Below are 14,562 nucleotides of genomic sequence, written 5' to 3'. Positions count from 1 at the left end.
ACTGGCTCCCACCGATGAGGAAGGTGGCCTCACGGTCCTCCCAGCACTCGTAAATGTTGGGACAACCGGCCTCCTCACACACCGTGTGCAGGCCCTCGCGCTTGACCAGCGCCTTCAGCTCCGTGAACTCCGGGCCCATCTTGGCCTTCGTCTTGATCCACGGCGGCTTCTTCTCAATCGGCGTCTCCGCGTTGCGAACCTCTAACCGCAACAACTTCCGCCCATCCGGTGCAGCACTCATCCGAGGTCCGCGTACAACGGGTGCTTCTTGGCGAGCAGCTCGACGCGGGCGCCGAGGGTCTGCTTGGCGGCGTCGTCGAAGTCCGGCCGCAGCGCGAGCGCGATGATGTCGGAGACCTCGGTGAAGTCCTCGGCGGCGAACCCACGGGTCGCGAGCGCTGGAGTGCCGATGCGCAGGCCCGAGGTGATCATCGGCGGGCGCGGGTCGAACGGGACGGCGTTGCGGTTGACGGTGATGCCGACCGAGTGGAGCCGGTCCTCCGCCTGTTGTCCGTCCAAAGTGGAGTTGACGAGGTCGACGAGCACGAGGTGCACGTCGGTGCCGCCGGTCAGCACTCGGACGCCCGCGTCGGAGCAGTCCTTCTGCGACAAGCGATCCGCGAGGATCCGGGCGCCTTCGAGGACGCGCTCCTGACGCTCCTTGAACTCCTCGGAAGCGGCGATCTTCAGCGCGACGGCCTTGGCGGCGATGACGTGCTCAAGCGGTCCACCTTGCTGACCGGGGAACACCGCCGAGTTGATCTTCTTCGCGAGCTCCTGGCGGCAGAGGATGATTCCGCCGCGCGGGCCGCCGAGCGTCTTGTGCGTGGTGGTCGTGACGATGTCGGCGTGCGGCACCGGGTTCGGGTGCAGGCCCGCGGCGACGAGACCGGCGAAGTGCGCAATGTCCACCATGAGCTTGGCGTCGACGGCGTCGGCGATCCGGCGGAACTCCGAGAAGTCGAGCTGACGCGGGTACGCCGACCAGCCGGCGATGATCAGCTTCGGCTTGTGCTCCTTGGCGAGACGCTCGATCTCTTCGAGGTCGACGATGCCGGTTTCCTTGTCGACGTGGTACGCGACGACGTTGTAGAGCTTGCCGGAGAAGTTGATCCGCATGCCGTGCGTGAGGTGACCGCCGTGCGCGAGGTCGAGACCGAGGATCGTGTCGCCCGGGTTCAGCACGGCGACCATGGCGGCGGCGTTGGCCTGCGCGCCGGAGTGCGGCTGGACGTTGGCGTGCTCGGCACCGAACAGCGCCTTCGCGCGATCGATCGCCAGCTGCTCGATGACGTCGACGTGCTCGCAGCCACCGTAGTAACGACGGCCGGGGTAGCCCTCGGCGTACTTGTTGGTGAGCACGGAGCCCTGCGCCTCGAGCACGCTGACCGGTGCGAAGTTCTCCGACGCGATCATCTCGAGGGTGGACTGCTGGCGGCCCAGCTCGGCGGCGACCGCCTCGGCGACCTCCGGGTCCACTTCGGACAGTGCGAGGTTGAACGAGCTCATGATCAGCCTTCCTGGATCAGCGCGGCGTACGCGGCGGCGTCGAGCAGCTCGGGAACGTCATCTGCACGCACCCGGAAGAGCCAACCTTTGTCGAACGGGTCCGAGTTGATGAGCTCGGGGGCGTCCACTGTGGCCTCGTTCACCTCGGTCACCTCGCCGGTGACGGGCGCGTACAGCTCGCTGACCGACTTGGTCGACTCGATCTCGCCGCAGACCTCGCCCGCGGTGACCTTGTCGCCAACCGCCGGGAGCTGCACGAACACGATGTCACCGAGGGCTTCGGCGGCGAACTCGGTAATGCCGACGAGCGCGACACCGTCCGCTACGCGCAGCCATTCGTGTTCCTTGGTATAGCTCAAATCCTGAGGAATGCTCACTTTATTCCTTCACGCTTGTAGAACGGCAGGGCGACGACCTCGACGGGCTCGATCTTGCCGCGGATGTCCACCGATAGTTTCGTACCCGGCTCGTTGAGCTCGGGCGTCAGGTAGGCCATCGCGATCGGGTAGCCCAGCGTCGGCGAAAGCGCGCCGCTGGTGACCTCGCCGACCTCGGCGCCGTCGTTCAGGACCTGGTAGCCGTGCCGCGGCGCACGACGTCCGGCGCCTTTGAGGCCGACGAGCACGCGGGCTTCATCGGTCTCGGCGCGCTTGGCCAGCTCCGCCTTGCCGACGAAGTCGCCGGCCTTCTCGAACTTGACGACTCGCCCGAGGCCGGCCTGGAACGGGCTGAGCTCGACGCTCAACTCGTTGCCGTACAACGGCATTCCGGCTTCGAGGCGCAGCGTGTCTCGGCAGGCGAGCCCGGCCGGGAGCAGGCCGTGCGGCTCGCCCGCCTCGGTCAGGATCTGCCAGACGGCAGGCGCTTCCGCGGCCGGGACGTACAGCTCGAAGCCGTCTTCGCCGGTATAGCCGGTGCGCGCGAGAAGAACACTGTGCTTTTCAGAAAGCGGGCCCTTCACGTTCGCCTGAACGCTCGCGTAGTACTTGAGTTCCGGCAGGTCGGCGTCGGTGACAGCGCCGACGATATCCGTCGCCCGCGGGCCCTGGACGGCGATGAGCGCGACCTCGGCGGAGCGGTTGGTGACCACGGCGTCGAACCCGGCGACCCGCTCGGCCAGCGCGTCCGCGACCACGGCGGCGTTGCCCGCGTTGGCCACGACCAGGAACTTCTCGTCCTCCAAGCGATAGACGACCAGGTCGTCCAGGATGCCGCCGGTGGCGTCGCAGAGCATCGAGTACCGGGCGCGGCCGACCTTGACCGCGGACAGGTTGCCGACAAGCGCGTAGTCGAGCACGTCGGCGGCCTGCTTGCCGGTGACCTCGATCTCCGCCATATGCGAAAGGTCGAAGATGCCCGCGGCCTCGCGGACTGCCTTGTGCTCGGCGAGCTCACTCGAATAGCGCACCGGCATGTTCCAGCCGGCGAAGTCGGTGAACAGCGCGCCGAGTTTCCGGTGCACCTCGTGGAGAGGGGATTCGGTAGCCATGACTCTCAGTCCTGGTAGGCGGTGAGCGGCGGGCAGGAGCAGACAAGGTTACGGTCGCCGTGCGCACCGTCGATCCGGCGGACCGGAGGCCAGTATTTCGCCTTCGGGTCAACTCCCGCTGGATAGACGGCGAGCTTGCGGTCGTACGGCAGGTCCCACTCGCCGACCAGGGTCTCGGCCGTGTGCGGAGCGCCGCGAAGCGGGCTCTCCTCGGCCTTCCAACGGCCCTGTGCGACGGCGTCGATCTCGCCGCGGATCGCGATCATGGCGTCGCAGAACCTGTCGATCTCACGCGTGTCCTCGCTCTCCGTCGGCTCGACCATGAGCGTGCCCGCCACCGGAAACGACATCGTCGGCGCGTGGAATCCGTAGTCCACCAGGCGCTTCGCGACGTCGTCGACGGTCACGCCCGTCTCCTTGGTGATACCCCGCAAGTCGAGGATGCATTCGTGCGCGACGAGCCCGCTCTGTCCGGTGTAGAGCACCGGGTAATGCGGCGAGAGGCGCGAAGCGACGTAGTTCGCGGCGAGCACGGCGACCTTGGTCGCGGTCGTGAGACCCGCCGCGCCCATCATGCGGACGTAGGCCCAGGAGATCGGCAGGATCGACGCGGAGCCGAACGGCGCTCCGGAGATCGGGCCGACACCGGTTTCGGGGCCGGCGCCGTCGTTGAGCGGGTGGTTCGGCAGGTAGGGCGCGAGGTGCGCGCGGACCGCGACCGGGCCGACGCCGGGGCCGCCACCGCCGTGCGGGATGCAGAACGTCTTGTGCAGGTTCAGGTGCGAGACGTCGCCGCCGAACTCACCGGGCTTGGCGAGGCCGAGCAGCGCGTTGAGGTTCGCGCCGTCGACGTAGACCTGGCCGCCGCCCGCGTGCACGATCCGGGCGATCTCGTCGATGCCGTTCTCGTAGACGCCGTGCGTGGACGGGTAGGTGACCATGATCGCGGCGAGAACGTCTTTGTTGGAGTCCACTTTGGACTGAAGGTCTTCGAGGTCGACGTTGCCGTCGTTGGTGCAGGCGACGACGACCACGCGCATCCCGGCGAGCACCGCGGACGCGGCGTTGGTGCCGTGCGCGGACGACGGGATCAGGCAGACCTCGCGCTGGGTGTCGCCGTTCGCGCGGTGGTACGCGCGGATCGCGAGCAGACCGGCGAGCTCGCCCTGGCTGCCCGCGTTGGGCTGCAGGGAAACCTTGTCGTAGCCGGTGACCTCGGCGAGCCAGCCGGACAGCTGGTCGACGAGCACGCGGTAGCCCTCGGCGTCCTCACGCGGCGCGAACGGGTGGATGCCCGCGAACTCCGGCCAGCTGATCGGCTCCATCTCGGTGGTGGCGTTCAGCTTCATCGTGCAGGAACCGAGCGGGATCATGCCGCGGTCGAGCGCGTAGTCGAGGTCGCTCAGGTGGCGGAGATAGCGCAGCATGGACGTCTCGCTGCGGTGCGACTGGAACACCTCGTGCGTGAGGAAGTCGGTGTCGCGGGCGAGGTCCAGCGGCAGAGCCGCACCGATTTCGATCTCGCCGTCGACGCCGAACGCGGCGAGCACCTTGGTGAGGAGCTCGGGTGTGGTGACCTCGTCGCAGGCGACGCGGACATGGTCGGCGTCGATGTGGCCCAGGTTGATGCCGCTTTCGCGGGCCGCCGCGTGGATCTCGGCGGCGGTGCCCGGGACGCGCGCGACGACGGTGTCGAAGAAGGCGTCGTGGACGATCTCGACGCCACCGGCGGTGAGTGCCGCGGCGAGGCCGGTCGCGAGACCGTGGACGCGGTTCGCGATGCGCTTGAGGCCGTCGGGGCCGTGGTAAACCGCGTACATCCCGGCGAGGACGGCCGGGAGGACCTGCGCGGTGCAGATGTTGGACGTCGCCTTCTCGCGGCGAATGTGCTGCTCACGGGTCTGCAGCGCGAGGCGGTACGCGGGGTTGCCCGCGGCGTCGACGGACACGCCGACCAGGCGGCCGGGCAGCGAACGCTCGAGGCCCGCGCGGACCGACATGTACCCGGCGTGCGGGCCGCCGTAGCCGAGCGGGACGCCGAAACGCTGCGTCGCGCCGGCGGCGATGTCCGCGCCGAACTCGCCGGGAGCGGTGATGACGGTGAGCGCGAGCAGGTCGGCGGCGGCGGTGTAAAGCGCGCCGGCCTTCCTGGCCGACTCGGAAATCGCGCGGTAGAAGCCGACGCCACGCAGCACGCCCGAGGCGCCCGGGTACTGGACGACCACGCCGAAGAAGTCCTCGGGCAGACCGGTGAGCAAGTCGCGGACCTCGACGTCGATGCCAACGGCCTCGGCGCGCGTGCGGACCACGGCGATGGTCTGCGGCAGGCACTCGGCGTCGAGGACGACGGTGTTCGACTTGGACTTCGACGCGCGGCGCATCAGCATGACGGCCTCGGCGACGGCCGTCGACTCGTCGAGGAGCGAGGCGTTCGCGGTGGTCAGGCCGGTGAGCTCCGCGACCATGGTCTGGAAGTTGAGGAGCGCTTCGAGGCGTCCCTGTGAGATCTCTGGTTGGTAGGGCGTGTACGCCGTGTACCAGGCCGGGCTCTCGAGCACGTTGCGGCGGATGACCGCGGGCGTGAAGGTGTCGCTGTAGCCGAGGCCGATCATCTGGACCATGGGCTTGTTGAGGGCGGCGAGCTTACGCAGCTCGGCGGTGGCTTCCTCTTCGGACGCGGCGGGCGGGAGCTGGAGCTCGCGGGTGGCGCGAATCGCCGTCGGGACAGCGGCTTCGACCATCGCTTCAAGACTGGGATAGCCACACTCGGCGAGCATCTTGGCCTGCTCGGAGTCCGACGGGCCGATGTGACGCACGGCAAAAGGAGAGCTGGTCAGGGGAGCTCCTCGGTCAGGCGCCGGGCAGACCCGTGCGCTGGGAACTCCCCCTCTGTCATGGCACCTGAGAGCTTCACCACTGTCTGTAATTCGCAGAGCAGCGGCTTTCACCTTGGGTGAGACGCGGGTGCGCCTGCTTTCCAGAGTGGCCTGGCTCGAAGCGGTAGTTGTACCTGAGAGATTCCGGGGAGTTTGCTCCTTCGGTGCATCGCCACCTACACGATGCTCTCCCGCTCCAGCTCGTAACGGCCCTGTCTTCAGTTGTCTCACGCGCACCGTACCTGGCCAGGCACTTCCCCGTCCACCTCGCCGAGAGCGACTTCACTTCGGGGTATCACGAGATGTCGACATCTCGTGATACCCCGCGTCCGCAACTATCGCCATCTGTCGACAGATGGCGAACTAGAGGGGCGTGACGTAGGCGCCGGAGATGCCGCCGTCGACCAGGAACTGCGAAGCGGTGATGAACGAAGCGTCGTCGCTCGCGAGGAAGGCCACGGCACCGGCGATCTCGTCGGGCTCGGCGAACCGGCCGACCGGGACGTGCACCAGGCGACGGGCAGCGCGCTCGGGGTCCTTCGCGAAGAGCTCCTTGAGCAGCGGCGTGTTCACCGGCCCCGGGCACAGCGCGTTGACCCGGATCCCCTCACGCGCGAACTGCACGCCGAGCTCGCGGCTCATCGACAGCACCCCGCCCTTCGACGCGGTGTACGAGATCTGCGAAGTCGCCGCCCCCATCACCGCGACGAACGACGCCGTGTTGATGATCGAGCCCTTGCCCTGCGCCTGCATGTGCGGGATCGCGTACTTGCAGCACAGGAACACCGAAGTCAGGTTCACCTGCTGCACCCGCTGCCACGCCTCGAGCCCGGTGGTCAGGATCGAGTCGTCGTCGGGCGGCGAGATCCCGGCGTTGTTGAACGCGACATCCAGCGACCCGTACGTGTCGACAGCCGCCTGGAACAGCGCCTTGACCTGCTCCTCGTCGGTGACGTCCGTCTGCACGAACAGGCCGTCGACCTCGTCCGCGGCGGCCTTGCCCGGTCCTTCGGAGACGTCGGCGATCACGATCTTCGCGCCCTCGCTCGCGAGCCGACGCGCGGTCGCGAGGCCGATACCGCTGGCGCCGCCGGTGATCACCGCTACGCGGCCTTCAAAACGCTGCATGTTTTCCTCAGTCCTCCGTGCTGATAAAGACGTTTTTGGTCTCGGTGAACGCGTCGACTGCGTCCGGCCCGAGTTCCCGGCCCAAGCCGGACTGCTTGAAACCGCCGAACGGCGCCCAGTACCGCACCGACGAATGCGAGTTGACCGACAGGTTCCCCGCCTCGACCCCGCGTGACACCCGCAGCGCACGCCCGACATCGCGCGTCCAGATCGATCCGGACAGCCCGTATTCGGTGTGGTTGGCCATGTTCACCGCGTCGGCTTCCTCCGCGAAGGGGACGACGGCGACCACCGGCCCGAAGATCTCGTCGGACGCCAGCGGGTCCTGCAGGTTCGGCGGGGTGACGACCGTCGGCGGGAACCAGAAGCCCGAGCCCTCGGGCGCGGTGCCCCGGAACGCGACCGGAGCGTCGTCCGACAGGTACGAGGACACCTTTTGCTTGTGCTGCGCCGAAATCAACGGTCCCATCTCGGTCTTGTCGCTGCCGGGATCCCCGACGACAACGCCCTTGACCGCGGGTTCCAGCAGCTCCATGAACCGGTCGTACACCGACGCCTGCACCAGGATCAGCGACCGCGCGCAGCAGTCCTGACCGGCGTTGTCGAACACACCGTAAGGCGCGGTGGCCGCGGCCTTCTCCAGATCGGAATCGGCGAAGACGATGTTCGCGTTCTTCCCGCCCAGCTCCAGCGTCACCCGCTTCACCTGCGCGGCGCACCCGGCCATGATCTGCTTGCCGACCTCGGTCGACCCGGTGAACACGATCTTCCGCACCGCGGGGTGGTCCACGAACCGTTGCCCGACAACGGATCCCTTGCCCGGCAGCACCTGGAACACATCTTCGGGGATACCGGCTTCACGAGCCAGCTCACCGAGCCGGATCGCGGTCAACGGCGTCAGCTCGGCTGGCTTCAGCACCACGGTGTTCCCGGCCGCCAGCGCGGGCGCGAAGCCCCAGCCCGCGATCGGCATCGGGAAGTTCCACGGCACGATCACGCCGACGACCCCGAGCGGCTCGGCGAAGGTCATGTTCACCCCGCCCGGCACCGGGATCTGCTTGCCGAACAGGCGTTCCGGCGCGGCCGAGTAGTAGTTCAGCACGTCACGGACGTTGCCCGCTTCCCAGCGCGCGTTGCCGATGGTGTGACCGGAGTTCGTGACCTCGAGCTGCGCGAGGTTCTCGATGTCGGCGTCGACGGCGGCGGCGAACCGGCGCAGGAGCTTCGCGCGATCGCCGGGGGTAACCGCACGCCAGGCCGGGAACGCCGCCTGCGCCCGCGCGATCGCGGCGTCCGTCTCTTCCGCCGACGTCGACGCGACCGACCTCACCACTTCCTCGGTGGCGGGGTTGATCACGGAAAACACTGTCATGAGCTGCCTTTCTCGCGTGCTGCCGCTACGAGCGCGGCGAAAAGTCGTCGGTCGTCGAGGTCCTGCTCGGGATGCCACTGGACGCCGAGCACAAACGCGTCACCAGGCAATTCGAGGGCTTCGACCAGGCCGTCTGCCGACCAGCCCACCGCTTCGAGCCCACGGCCCAAGACATCCACGGCCTGGTGGTGATAGCAGTGGCACTTGATCTCGGGCCCGAGGATCGCCGACGCGCGGCTCCCCTCGGCCAGCCCCACTGTGCTGGTCCCGAAAGTCGCCAGCGCTGGCTGGTGCTCGGCGCTGCCGATGGCCTCCGGGAGATGCTGCGTCAACGTCCCGCCGAAGGCGACGTTCAGCACCTGCATCCCCCGGCACACGCCCAGCACCGGCAGCCCGGCCGACAACGCGGCGTCCAGCAGACCGAATTCGAAGGCGTCCCGAGACGGCCGGATGTAAGTCTTCTCGTGCGGTTCCTGGCCGTACCGCGAAGGTTCGATGTCCGCGCCGCCGGTCAGCACCAGAGCGTCCAAAGCGGACACCAGCTCGGCGTACCCGGCACCGACCGGCGGCACCATCACGGGCACCCCACCGGCTCGCACGACGCTGTCGACGTACACGCCGTGCAGCAACGCCGTTTCTGTGTCCCAGACACCGAACCGCGCGGGTTCGAGATAGGTCGTAAGCCCGATGAGGGGCTTAGAGCCGCTCAAAACCACGGACACGCTCCCAATCGGTGACGGCGGCGTCGAAGGCGGAGACCTCGATGCGCGCGGCGTTCAAGTAGTGCTCGACGACGTCGTCGCCGAAGGCCTCGCGGGCCAGTTTGCTCTCGCCGAACAGCGCCGCGGCCTCGCGCAGGGTGGTCGGCACGGTCGGTTTCTCGCCGCTCGTGCCGGCGTCGTAGGCGTTGCCGTGGAACTCGGGCTCCAGCGGCAGCTCGTTGTCGATGCCGTTCAGCCCGGCGGCGATGAGCGCGGCCACCGCGAGATATTGGTTGACGTCGCCGCCGGGCACGCGGTTCTCCACGCGCAGCGACTCGCCGTGGCCGACGACGCGCAGCGCGCAGGTGCGGTTGTCCGTGCCCCATGCGACCGTCGTCGGCGCGAAACTGCCTGGTACGAAACGCTTGTACGAGTTGATATGCGGTGCCAGGAAGTACGTCAGCTCACGCAGGCTCGCCAGCTGCCCGGCGAGGAAGTGCTCGAACATCTTCGAGAACCCGCCGAGCTCGTCACCGGCCAGCACGGCCTCGCCGTCGGTCGAGCGCAGGCTGATGTGGATATGGCAGGAGTTGCCCTCGCGCTCGTTGTACTTCGCCATGAAGGTGAGGCTCTGGCCCTCCTGCGCGGCGATCTCCTTCGAGCCGTTCTTGTAGATGCTGTGATTGTCGCAAGTGGACAGTGCGTCGGCGTAGCGGAAGGCGATCTCGTGCTGGCCGGGGTTGCACTCGCCCTTCGCGGACTCGACATACAACCCGGCGCCGGTCATGTCGTTGCGGATCCGCCGGAGCAGCGGCTCGACGCGCGCGGTGCCCATCAGCGAATAGTCGACGTTGTACTGGTTCGACGGCATGAGGTCCTGGTAGCGGCGGTCCCAGGCGGCCTCGTAGGAGTCGTCGAAGAGGAGGAACTCCAGCTCGGTGCCGACGTACGCGCCGAGGCCGCGCTCGGCGAGCCTGTCGAGCTGCTTGCGCAGGATCTGACGCGGCGACTCGGCGACCGTGCCGCCTTCGACCTTTTCGATGTCGGCGAGCACCATCGCGGTGCCCTCCTGCCATGGCACCAGGCGCAGGGTGCTGAAATCGGGCTTGAGGACGAAGTCGCCGTAGCCGCTGTTCCAGGAGGACATCGCGTAACCGTCGACGGTGTTCATGTCGACGTCGACGGCGAGCAGGTAGTTGCAGGCCTCGGTGGCGTGCGGCACGACCTCGTTGAGGAAGTACTCGGCGGCACAGCGTTTGCCCTGCAGCCTGCCCTGCATGTCGGTGATCGCCACGAGGACGGTGTCGATGGTGCCGTCTTCGATCAGCTCGCGCAGCCCGTCCAGCGTGAGCATGCCTCTCCTGGGTGCCATCGAAGCCTGTCCCTCCATGTCAGGGCCTTCCATTTAAAGGATCGAACCAGATCCTTTGTGGCTACTTTTTACCTGTACGCCTGCCAGCCGTCAACCTTTAAAGGTATGTTTCAGTTCCATTGAGCCATACCCTTCCGTCTGTCGGCGTTCCGCTGCTGAGAGTTTCATGTGAAAGGCGGCATTACGGGACGTTCTGACCCCTCGCGTACGTTAAGCCGAGTAAGAGAGGTGAGACGAATGACCACAGCATTCCAACGGACCGCATTCACTCAGCCCCAAGCGAGGCCGCAGCTCCCTACGCTGCCCAGCGGATGGCCGATCGGCTCCTACGAATCGTACGAGGACGCTCAGAAGGCCGTCGACCACCTCGCGGGCAGCGACTTCCCGGTCACCGACGTCACGATCGTCGGCGTCGAGCCGATGCTCGTCGAGCGGATCGCCGGCAAGATGAGCTGGAGCAAGGTCCTGACCAGCTCGGCGATGTCCGGCGCCTGGTTCGGCCTGTTCCTGGGGTTGATGCTGACGTTCTTCACGCCGAACGCCGGCGCGCTGCCGATCGTGATCGGTGTCGTCGCGGGTATCGCGTTCAACCTGCTGTTCGGCGCGCTCGGGTACGCGGCGAACAAGAACAAGCGCAGCTTCATCTCGCAGAGCCAACTGGTCGCGCGTCGCTACGACGTTCTCTCCCAGCCGCGCACTGCCGAGAAGGGACGCGAGCTGCTCGCGGACTTGGCCGCGAAGAGCGCGTTCGCCAGGTAACCGTGCTTGTTTGACAACTAAGTACCGCTCGAGATCGTCGAACGGTCGAGAGCTTCCCGATCACTGAGCCGTGGCCTGCTGCCGGAACGCAGCAGCCCACGCCAGCGTCGGACGTCGTGACGAGCCGGATGCGTCTCGGCGAGGAATTCCCGGAGGATCTTCAGGAACCGCTGAGGATCACTCCGATGGGGGAAATGTCCGGCATCTTCGAAGATCTCCAGGCGACTGCTCGGCATCGCCTCGTGCGCGAGTCTCGCGTGCGGACTCGGCACCACGTGGTCTTGTGTGCCCCAGACCAGCATCGTCGGGATCCCCTCGGTCAGGTAGCACCTGTCGAGCATGTTCACCACCTGGCCGCGCCAGTCGACGACCGAGCGCAGCGTCCGCAGGAACGCCTGACGCGAGGTGGATTCGACCAGCCGGACGTACTTCGCGACGACGTAGTCCAGATCCGAACCGAGGCCGATCCCGCCGGTCAGCCGCAGGATCCCGCCGAAGCCCCTGAGCGCGGCCCGGACCGGCAAGGTGCCGATCAGCGGCAGCATCAGGCCCGCTCCCGGCGCCGCGGCCAGCCGCAACAGCGGGTGCACCCCGGGCCCGAGGCCGCCGGAGCCGACGAGCACTAGCCGTTCGCACAGCTCTGGGAACTGGTAGGCGAACTGCATCGCGACACCGCCACCCAGTGAATGCCCGACCACGCTGACGCGCTCGATCTCCAGGGTGGCCAGCAGATCGCGCATCCCGCACGCGTACGCGGCGACCGAGTAGTCGGCGCGCGGTTTGGCCGAACCGCCGTGGCCGAGCAGGTCCGGCGCGATGACCGTGAAGTCGCCGGCCAGCGACGCCAGCACGTCCAGCCACGTCGACGAGTCGTCGCCGATGCCGTGGATGAACAGCACCGCGGGCCCGCGTCCCGCCAGGCGATAAGCGCGTTCGTACCCGTGGATGACCTGGGTCCGCAGGTCGAAGGTGTCCGAATCGATCCCCGTCAGCGCAGGTCCGCCGGTTTGCTGCTGTGGGCGCACCTGCTCAGGAGACCACCGCGACATTGCGGGCGTGTTGCGCCGACGATAAGTGAACTGGCGGGCGAGCCCCGACCTCCCGCCCGCCAGTTCGGGCCCCACCTAGCCTGTCGGCGTGGTGGCAGTAGATGGCGGAGGGGGCGTGGCCGGCGCCGACGGCGTGGATGTCGTCGACGGGGGCTGGGTGCCCTTCGGGATCGCCACGCTGAACGGCACTTCGGCGTCTTCGCGGCAGGCCGCCCGGCCCGCGTTGTACCCGTCGTAGACGCCGTACTCGTCCACCGCGCCCTGTTTGATCTGCGGACGCGGGAACCTGTTGTCCTCGCCGAGCTTCATCTGCGTGCCCGACCGGGGTTCGCAACCGTACCGCGGCACGGTGAGCGGACGGCCCTTTTCGTCGTAGAGCAGCACGTCGGTGAGCGGTTTGCCCTGCGCGTCGAACACGTAGACGTTGTCGAGATTGTTGGTGCCGTAGTACAGATCCGGCTTACCGTCCGACGTCGTATTGGAGGTGGAGTAGCTGGGCGACGAACCGTAGTAGTTGCGGCCGACCAGCCGATCCATCTGGTACCCCAAGAGCCCCAGCATGCTCCCGATGACGAAGGCGGAAATCGGCAGGCTCAGCCAGAGCAACCGCTTGTCCCCCTTGGTCTTCGGCCCGAACCACACCGCCGCCACGGCCGCCGCCGCGAACAGCGGGAGCGCGAGCAGCCCGCGGGTCCGCGCCACCACCAGAAGCAGGCCGAGCAGCACCAGCAGCACCGCGCAGACGAGCCACCAAGCCGGCTGAAGCGACCGGAAGTAGCCGACGACCTTGGTGCCGCTGCCACTGGCGAAGCTGCCGAACGACGAACGCAGCTTGCGCACCTCGGGCAGCTCGGCCAGCGTGTCGAGCCCGGCGTTGGCCACGTACCAGGCGCTGAGCACCAGGACCGGCCCGAGGATGACGAACACGAGCAGCACGTCGGCGCTCAGTTCGACACCGACGGCGAACCCGGTGATCCCCACCCCGACGATGGCCGCCACCAGACTCCACAACGCGAGCCTCGGCGCGAAGGTTTTGCTCTTGGCCCTGCCACCGGGCGTGCCCGGTGGCAGTGTCGCCGACGGAGGCGGATAGTCCCCCGCCGCGCGGAGTTCGGCGGCGTAAGCCTCCGGTGTCCCCAGCTTCTCGATCAACGCCTCGACCCTGGCGTCCTCGCCGATCTCCTCGGCGATCTCGGTCATATGAGGACGGACGTCCTCCAGGATTTCCTCGACCTCGGCGGCCGGAAGATCGGTCAGGGCACTCCTGACCCTGGCCAGATAAACCCGGACCGCGGCCGGACTCTGAGTACTCATGCTGCCTCTCCCACCAGACCGTTCATCGTCGAGGCGAAGGCCTGCCATGTCTGCGCCGATTCGACGAGACGCCGGCCCCCCGGCTCGTTCAAGCTGTAGTACTTGCGATGCGGACCCTCTTCGCTCGGCACGACGTACGAAGTCAGCAGGCCCGCCTTGTACAACCTCCGCAGCGTCCCGTACACCGACGCGTCCCCCACTTCGTCCAAGCCCGCCTGTCTCAGCCGACGCAGTACGTCGTAGCCGTAGCCGTCTTCCTCACGGAGCACCGCGAGGACGGCGAGATCGAGCACACCCTTGAGTAGCTGACTGATCTCCACTTGCCCTCCAGTCTTACGCACTGAAAGCTACCACGCTATGCGCAGTAGTGCGCACAGCGGACCCCTCCGTGTCGCGACGTAACGAACTACTTGACCGTCTCGACTGGGTGGGAAACACATCCTTCGAGGAAGTGCCCACGTGAAGCGCACCCTGACGATCGCCCTGATGCCGATTCTCGTGCTCGCGCTGACATCATGCTCGGGCGAGTTGCGGACCCCGACTCCGAGTTCGGCCGCTCGCACACCTGCTCCCGCGACCACAGTGTCGACGGTCGTGACTTCCGTAACGACAGCGCCGGCCGCGGCAACATCCACGACATCACGGACGCCCGCGCCGAAGACGCACACGAGCAGCCGTTCGCGCGCAGCCTGCGTCAAAGACGAAAACCAGTGCTTCGATCCCGAGACAGGAGCCAAGTGCGAGACAGGGAGCTGCGTCAACGTCGCTCGCGGGCTCAGCAGCGATGACGTGAAACGACAAACGGAGGAATGGCTGCGGAACAATCCCGGCTACTGCGCTGTCGGCTCGACAGGCGCGGTCGCTCCTTGCGACGGCTGAGTCCGCCGCCAGACCGTCGGCGGGCACGCCTTCGCCTGCCGACCAGGCCACCGACCGCGGTCGGCGTGCCGCAGGATTACCCCAAAGCGGCGTTGGGGGCACTCGACGCCCCCA

General features: G+C 67.4%; 12 protein-coding genes, 1 pseudogene and 1 riboswitch. Of the genes and pseudogenes, 1 reads left to right on the top strand and 12 read right to left on the bottom strand.

Annotated features, from left to right (window positions below; genetic code table 11):
• From VGP60_RS23840 to VGP60_RS23800, 9 genes and pseudogenes are all read right to left on the bottom strand, one after another.
• A pseudogene (locus VGP60_RS23840) lies at nt 1-241 on the bottom strand (lipoyl synthase); the annotation flags it as partial.
• Nucleotides 238-1,509: a serine hydroxymethyltransferase gene (glyA, locus tag VGP60_RS23835; protein ID WP_327550287.1), complete on the bottom strand. Its 1,272-nt coding sequence runs from the start codon at nt 1,507-1,509 to the stop codon at nt 238-240. The gene glyA and the pseudogene VGP60_RS23840, both read right to left, overlap by 4 nt.
• A gap of 2 nt (nt 1,510-1,511) precedes the next feature.
• Complete coding sequence (gene gcvH / locus VGP60_RS23830; protein ID WP_327550286.1) at nt 1,512-1,886, bottom strand: glycine cleavage system protein GcvH; 375 nt, start codon at nt 1,884-1,886, stop codon at nt 1,512-1,514.
• The gene (gene gcvT, locus VGP60_RS23825; protein WP_327550285.1) at nt 1,883-2,998 is read right to left on the bottom strand and encodes a glycine cleavage system aminomethyltransferase GcvT; all 1,116 of its coding nucleotides are present in this window, start codon (nt 2,996-2,998) and stop codon (nt 1,883-1,885) included. The genes gcvH and gcvT overlap by 4 nt, the downstream gene beginning before the upstream one ends.
• A 5-nt stretch (nt 2,999-3,003) precedes the next feature.
• A complete protein-coding gene (gene gcvP, locus VGP60_RS23820) occupies nt 3,004-5,835 on the bottom strand; it encodes an aminomethyl-transferring glycine dehydrogenase (protein ID WP_327550290.1) in 2,832 nt (943 codons plus the stop codon).
• Between the two features lie 151 nt (nt 5,836-5,986).
• Nucleotides 5,987-6,078: riboswitch (glycine riboswitch) on the bottom strand.
• A gap of 159 nt (nt 6,079-6,237) precedes the next feature.
• On the bottom strand, nt 6,238-7,002 hold the full coding sequence (locus VGP60_RS23815) for a 3-oxoacyl-ACP reductase (protein WP_327550284.1): 765 nt from the start codon (nt 7,000-7,002) through the stop codon (nt 6,238-6,240).
• A 7-nt stretch (nt 7,003-7,009) separates the two neighbouring features.
• Nucleotides 7,010-8,374, bottom strand: coding sequence for an aldehyde dehydrogenase family protein (locus tag VGP60_RS23810; protein ID WP_327550283.1), 1,365 nt, complete (start codon nt 8,372-8,374; stop codon nt 7,010-7,012).
• Nucleotides 8,371-9,090 (bottom strand): gamma-glutamyl-gamma-aminobutyrate hydrolase family protein, encoded by a 720-nt coding sequence (locus tag VGP60_RS23805; RefSeq protein WP_327550289.1) that lies wholly within the window; start codon nt 9,088-9,090, stop codon nt 8,371-8,373. Before VGP60_RS23805 ends, VGP60_RS23810 begins: the two co-directional genes overlap by 4 nt.
• Nucleotides 9,071-10,447: a glutamine synthetase family protein gene (locus VGP60_RS23800; RefSeq protein WP_327550282.1), complete on the bottom strand. Its 1,377-nt coding sequence runs from the start codon at nt 10,445-10,447 to the stop codon at nt 9,071-9,073. Before VGP60_RS23800 ends, VGP60_RS23805 begins: the two co-directional genes overlap by 20 nt.
• A 237-nt stretch (nt 10,448-10,684) precedes the next feature.
• On the opposite strand from VGP60_RS23800, the gene VGP60_RS23795 reads away from it, so the two are divergent.
• A complete protein-coding gene (locus VGP60_RS23795) occupies nt 10,685-11,206 on the top strand; it encodes a general stress protein (RefSeq protein WP_327550281.1) in 522 nt (173 codons plus the stop codon).
• 17 nt (nt 11,207-11,223) lie between these two features.
• On the opposite strand, the gene VGP60_RS23790 is transcribed toward VGP60_RS23795, so the two are convergent.
• From VGP60_RS23790 to VGP60_RS23780, 3 genes are all read right to left on the bottom strand, one after another.
• Complete coding sequence (locus tag VGP60_RS23790) at nt 11,224-12,189, bottom strand: alpha/beta fold hydrolase (protein WP_327550288.1); 966 nt, start codon at nt 12,187-12,189, stop codon at nt 11,224-11,226.
• Nucleotides 12,190-12,330: 141 nt separating this feature from the next.
• Entirely contained in the window at nt 12,331-13,569 is a 1,239-nt protein-coding gene (locus tag VGP60_RS23785) for a DUF1700 domain-containing protein (protein WP_327550280.1), read from the bottom strand.
• Nucleotides 13,566-13,889 carry a PadR family transcriptional regulator gene (locus VGP60_RS23780; RefSeq protein ID WP_327550279.1) on the bottom strand — a complete coding sequence of 108 codons (324 nt, stop codon included), beginning with the start codon at nt 13,887-13,889 and terminating at the stop codon, nt 13,566-13,568. The genes VGP60_RS23785 and VGP60_RS23780 overlap by 4 nt, the downstream gene beginning before the upstream one ends.
• Nucleotides 13,890-14,562: the final 673 nt, after the last annotated feature.

The organism is Amycolatopsis sp., from assembly GCF_036008905.1.
GTDB lineage: Bacteria > Actinomycetota > Actinomycetes > Mycobacteriales > Pseudonocardiaceae > Amycolatopsis.
Note: the sequence above shows the minus strand (reverse complement) of the source record. Positions and strands in the feature narration are given on the sequence as shown.

Coding starts and splice junctions, on each gene's coding strand:
- VGP60_RS23785 (WP_327550280.1), bottom strand. CDS start 13,569: ATGAGTACTCAGAGTCCGGCCGCGGTCCGGGTTTATCTGGCCAGGGTC.
- glyA (WP_327550287.1), bottom strand. CDS start 1,509: ATGAGCTCGTTCAACCTCGCACTGTCCGAAGTGGACCCGGAGGTCGCC.
- VGP60_RS23815 (WP_327550284.1), bottom strand. CDS start 7,002: ATGCAGCGTTTTGAAGGCCGCGTAGCGGTGATCACCGGCGGCGCCAGC.
- VGP60_RS23800 (WP_327550282.1), bottom strand. CDS start 10,447: ATGGCACCCAGGAGAGGCATGCTCACGCTGGACGGGCTGCGCGAGCTG.
- VGP60_RS23810 (WP_327550283.1), bottom strand. CDS start 8,374: ATGACAGTGTTTTCCGTGATCAACCCCGCCACCGAGGAAGTGGTGAGG.
- VGP60_RS23795 (WP_327550281.1), top strand. CDS start 10,685: ATGACCACAGCATTCCAACGGACCGCATTCACTCAGCCCCAAGCGAGG.
- gcvT (WP_327550285.1), bottom strand. CDS start 2,998: ATGGCTACCGAATCCCCTCTCCACGAGGTGCACCGGAAACTCGGCGCG.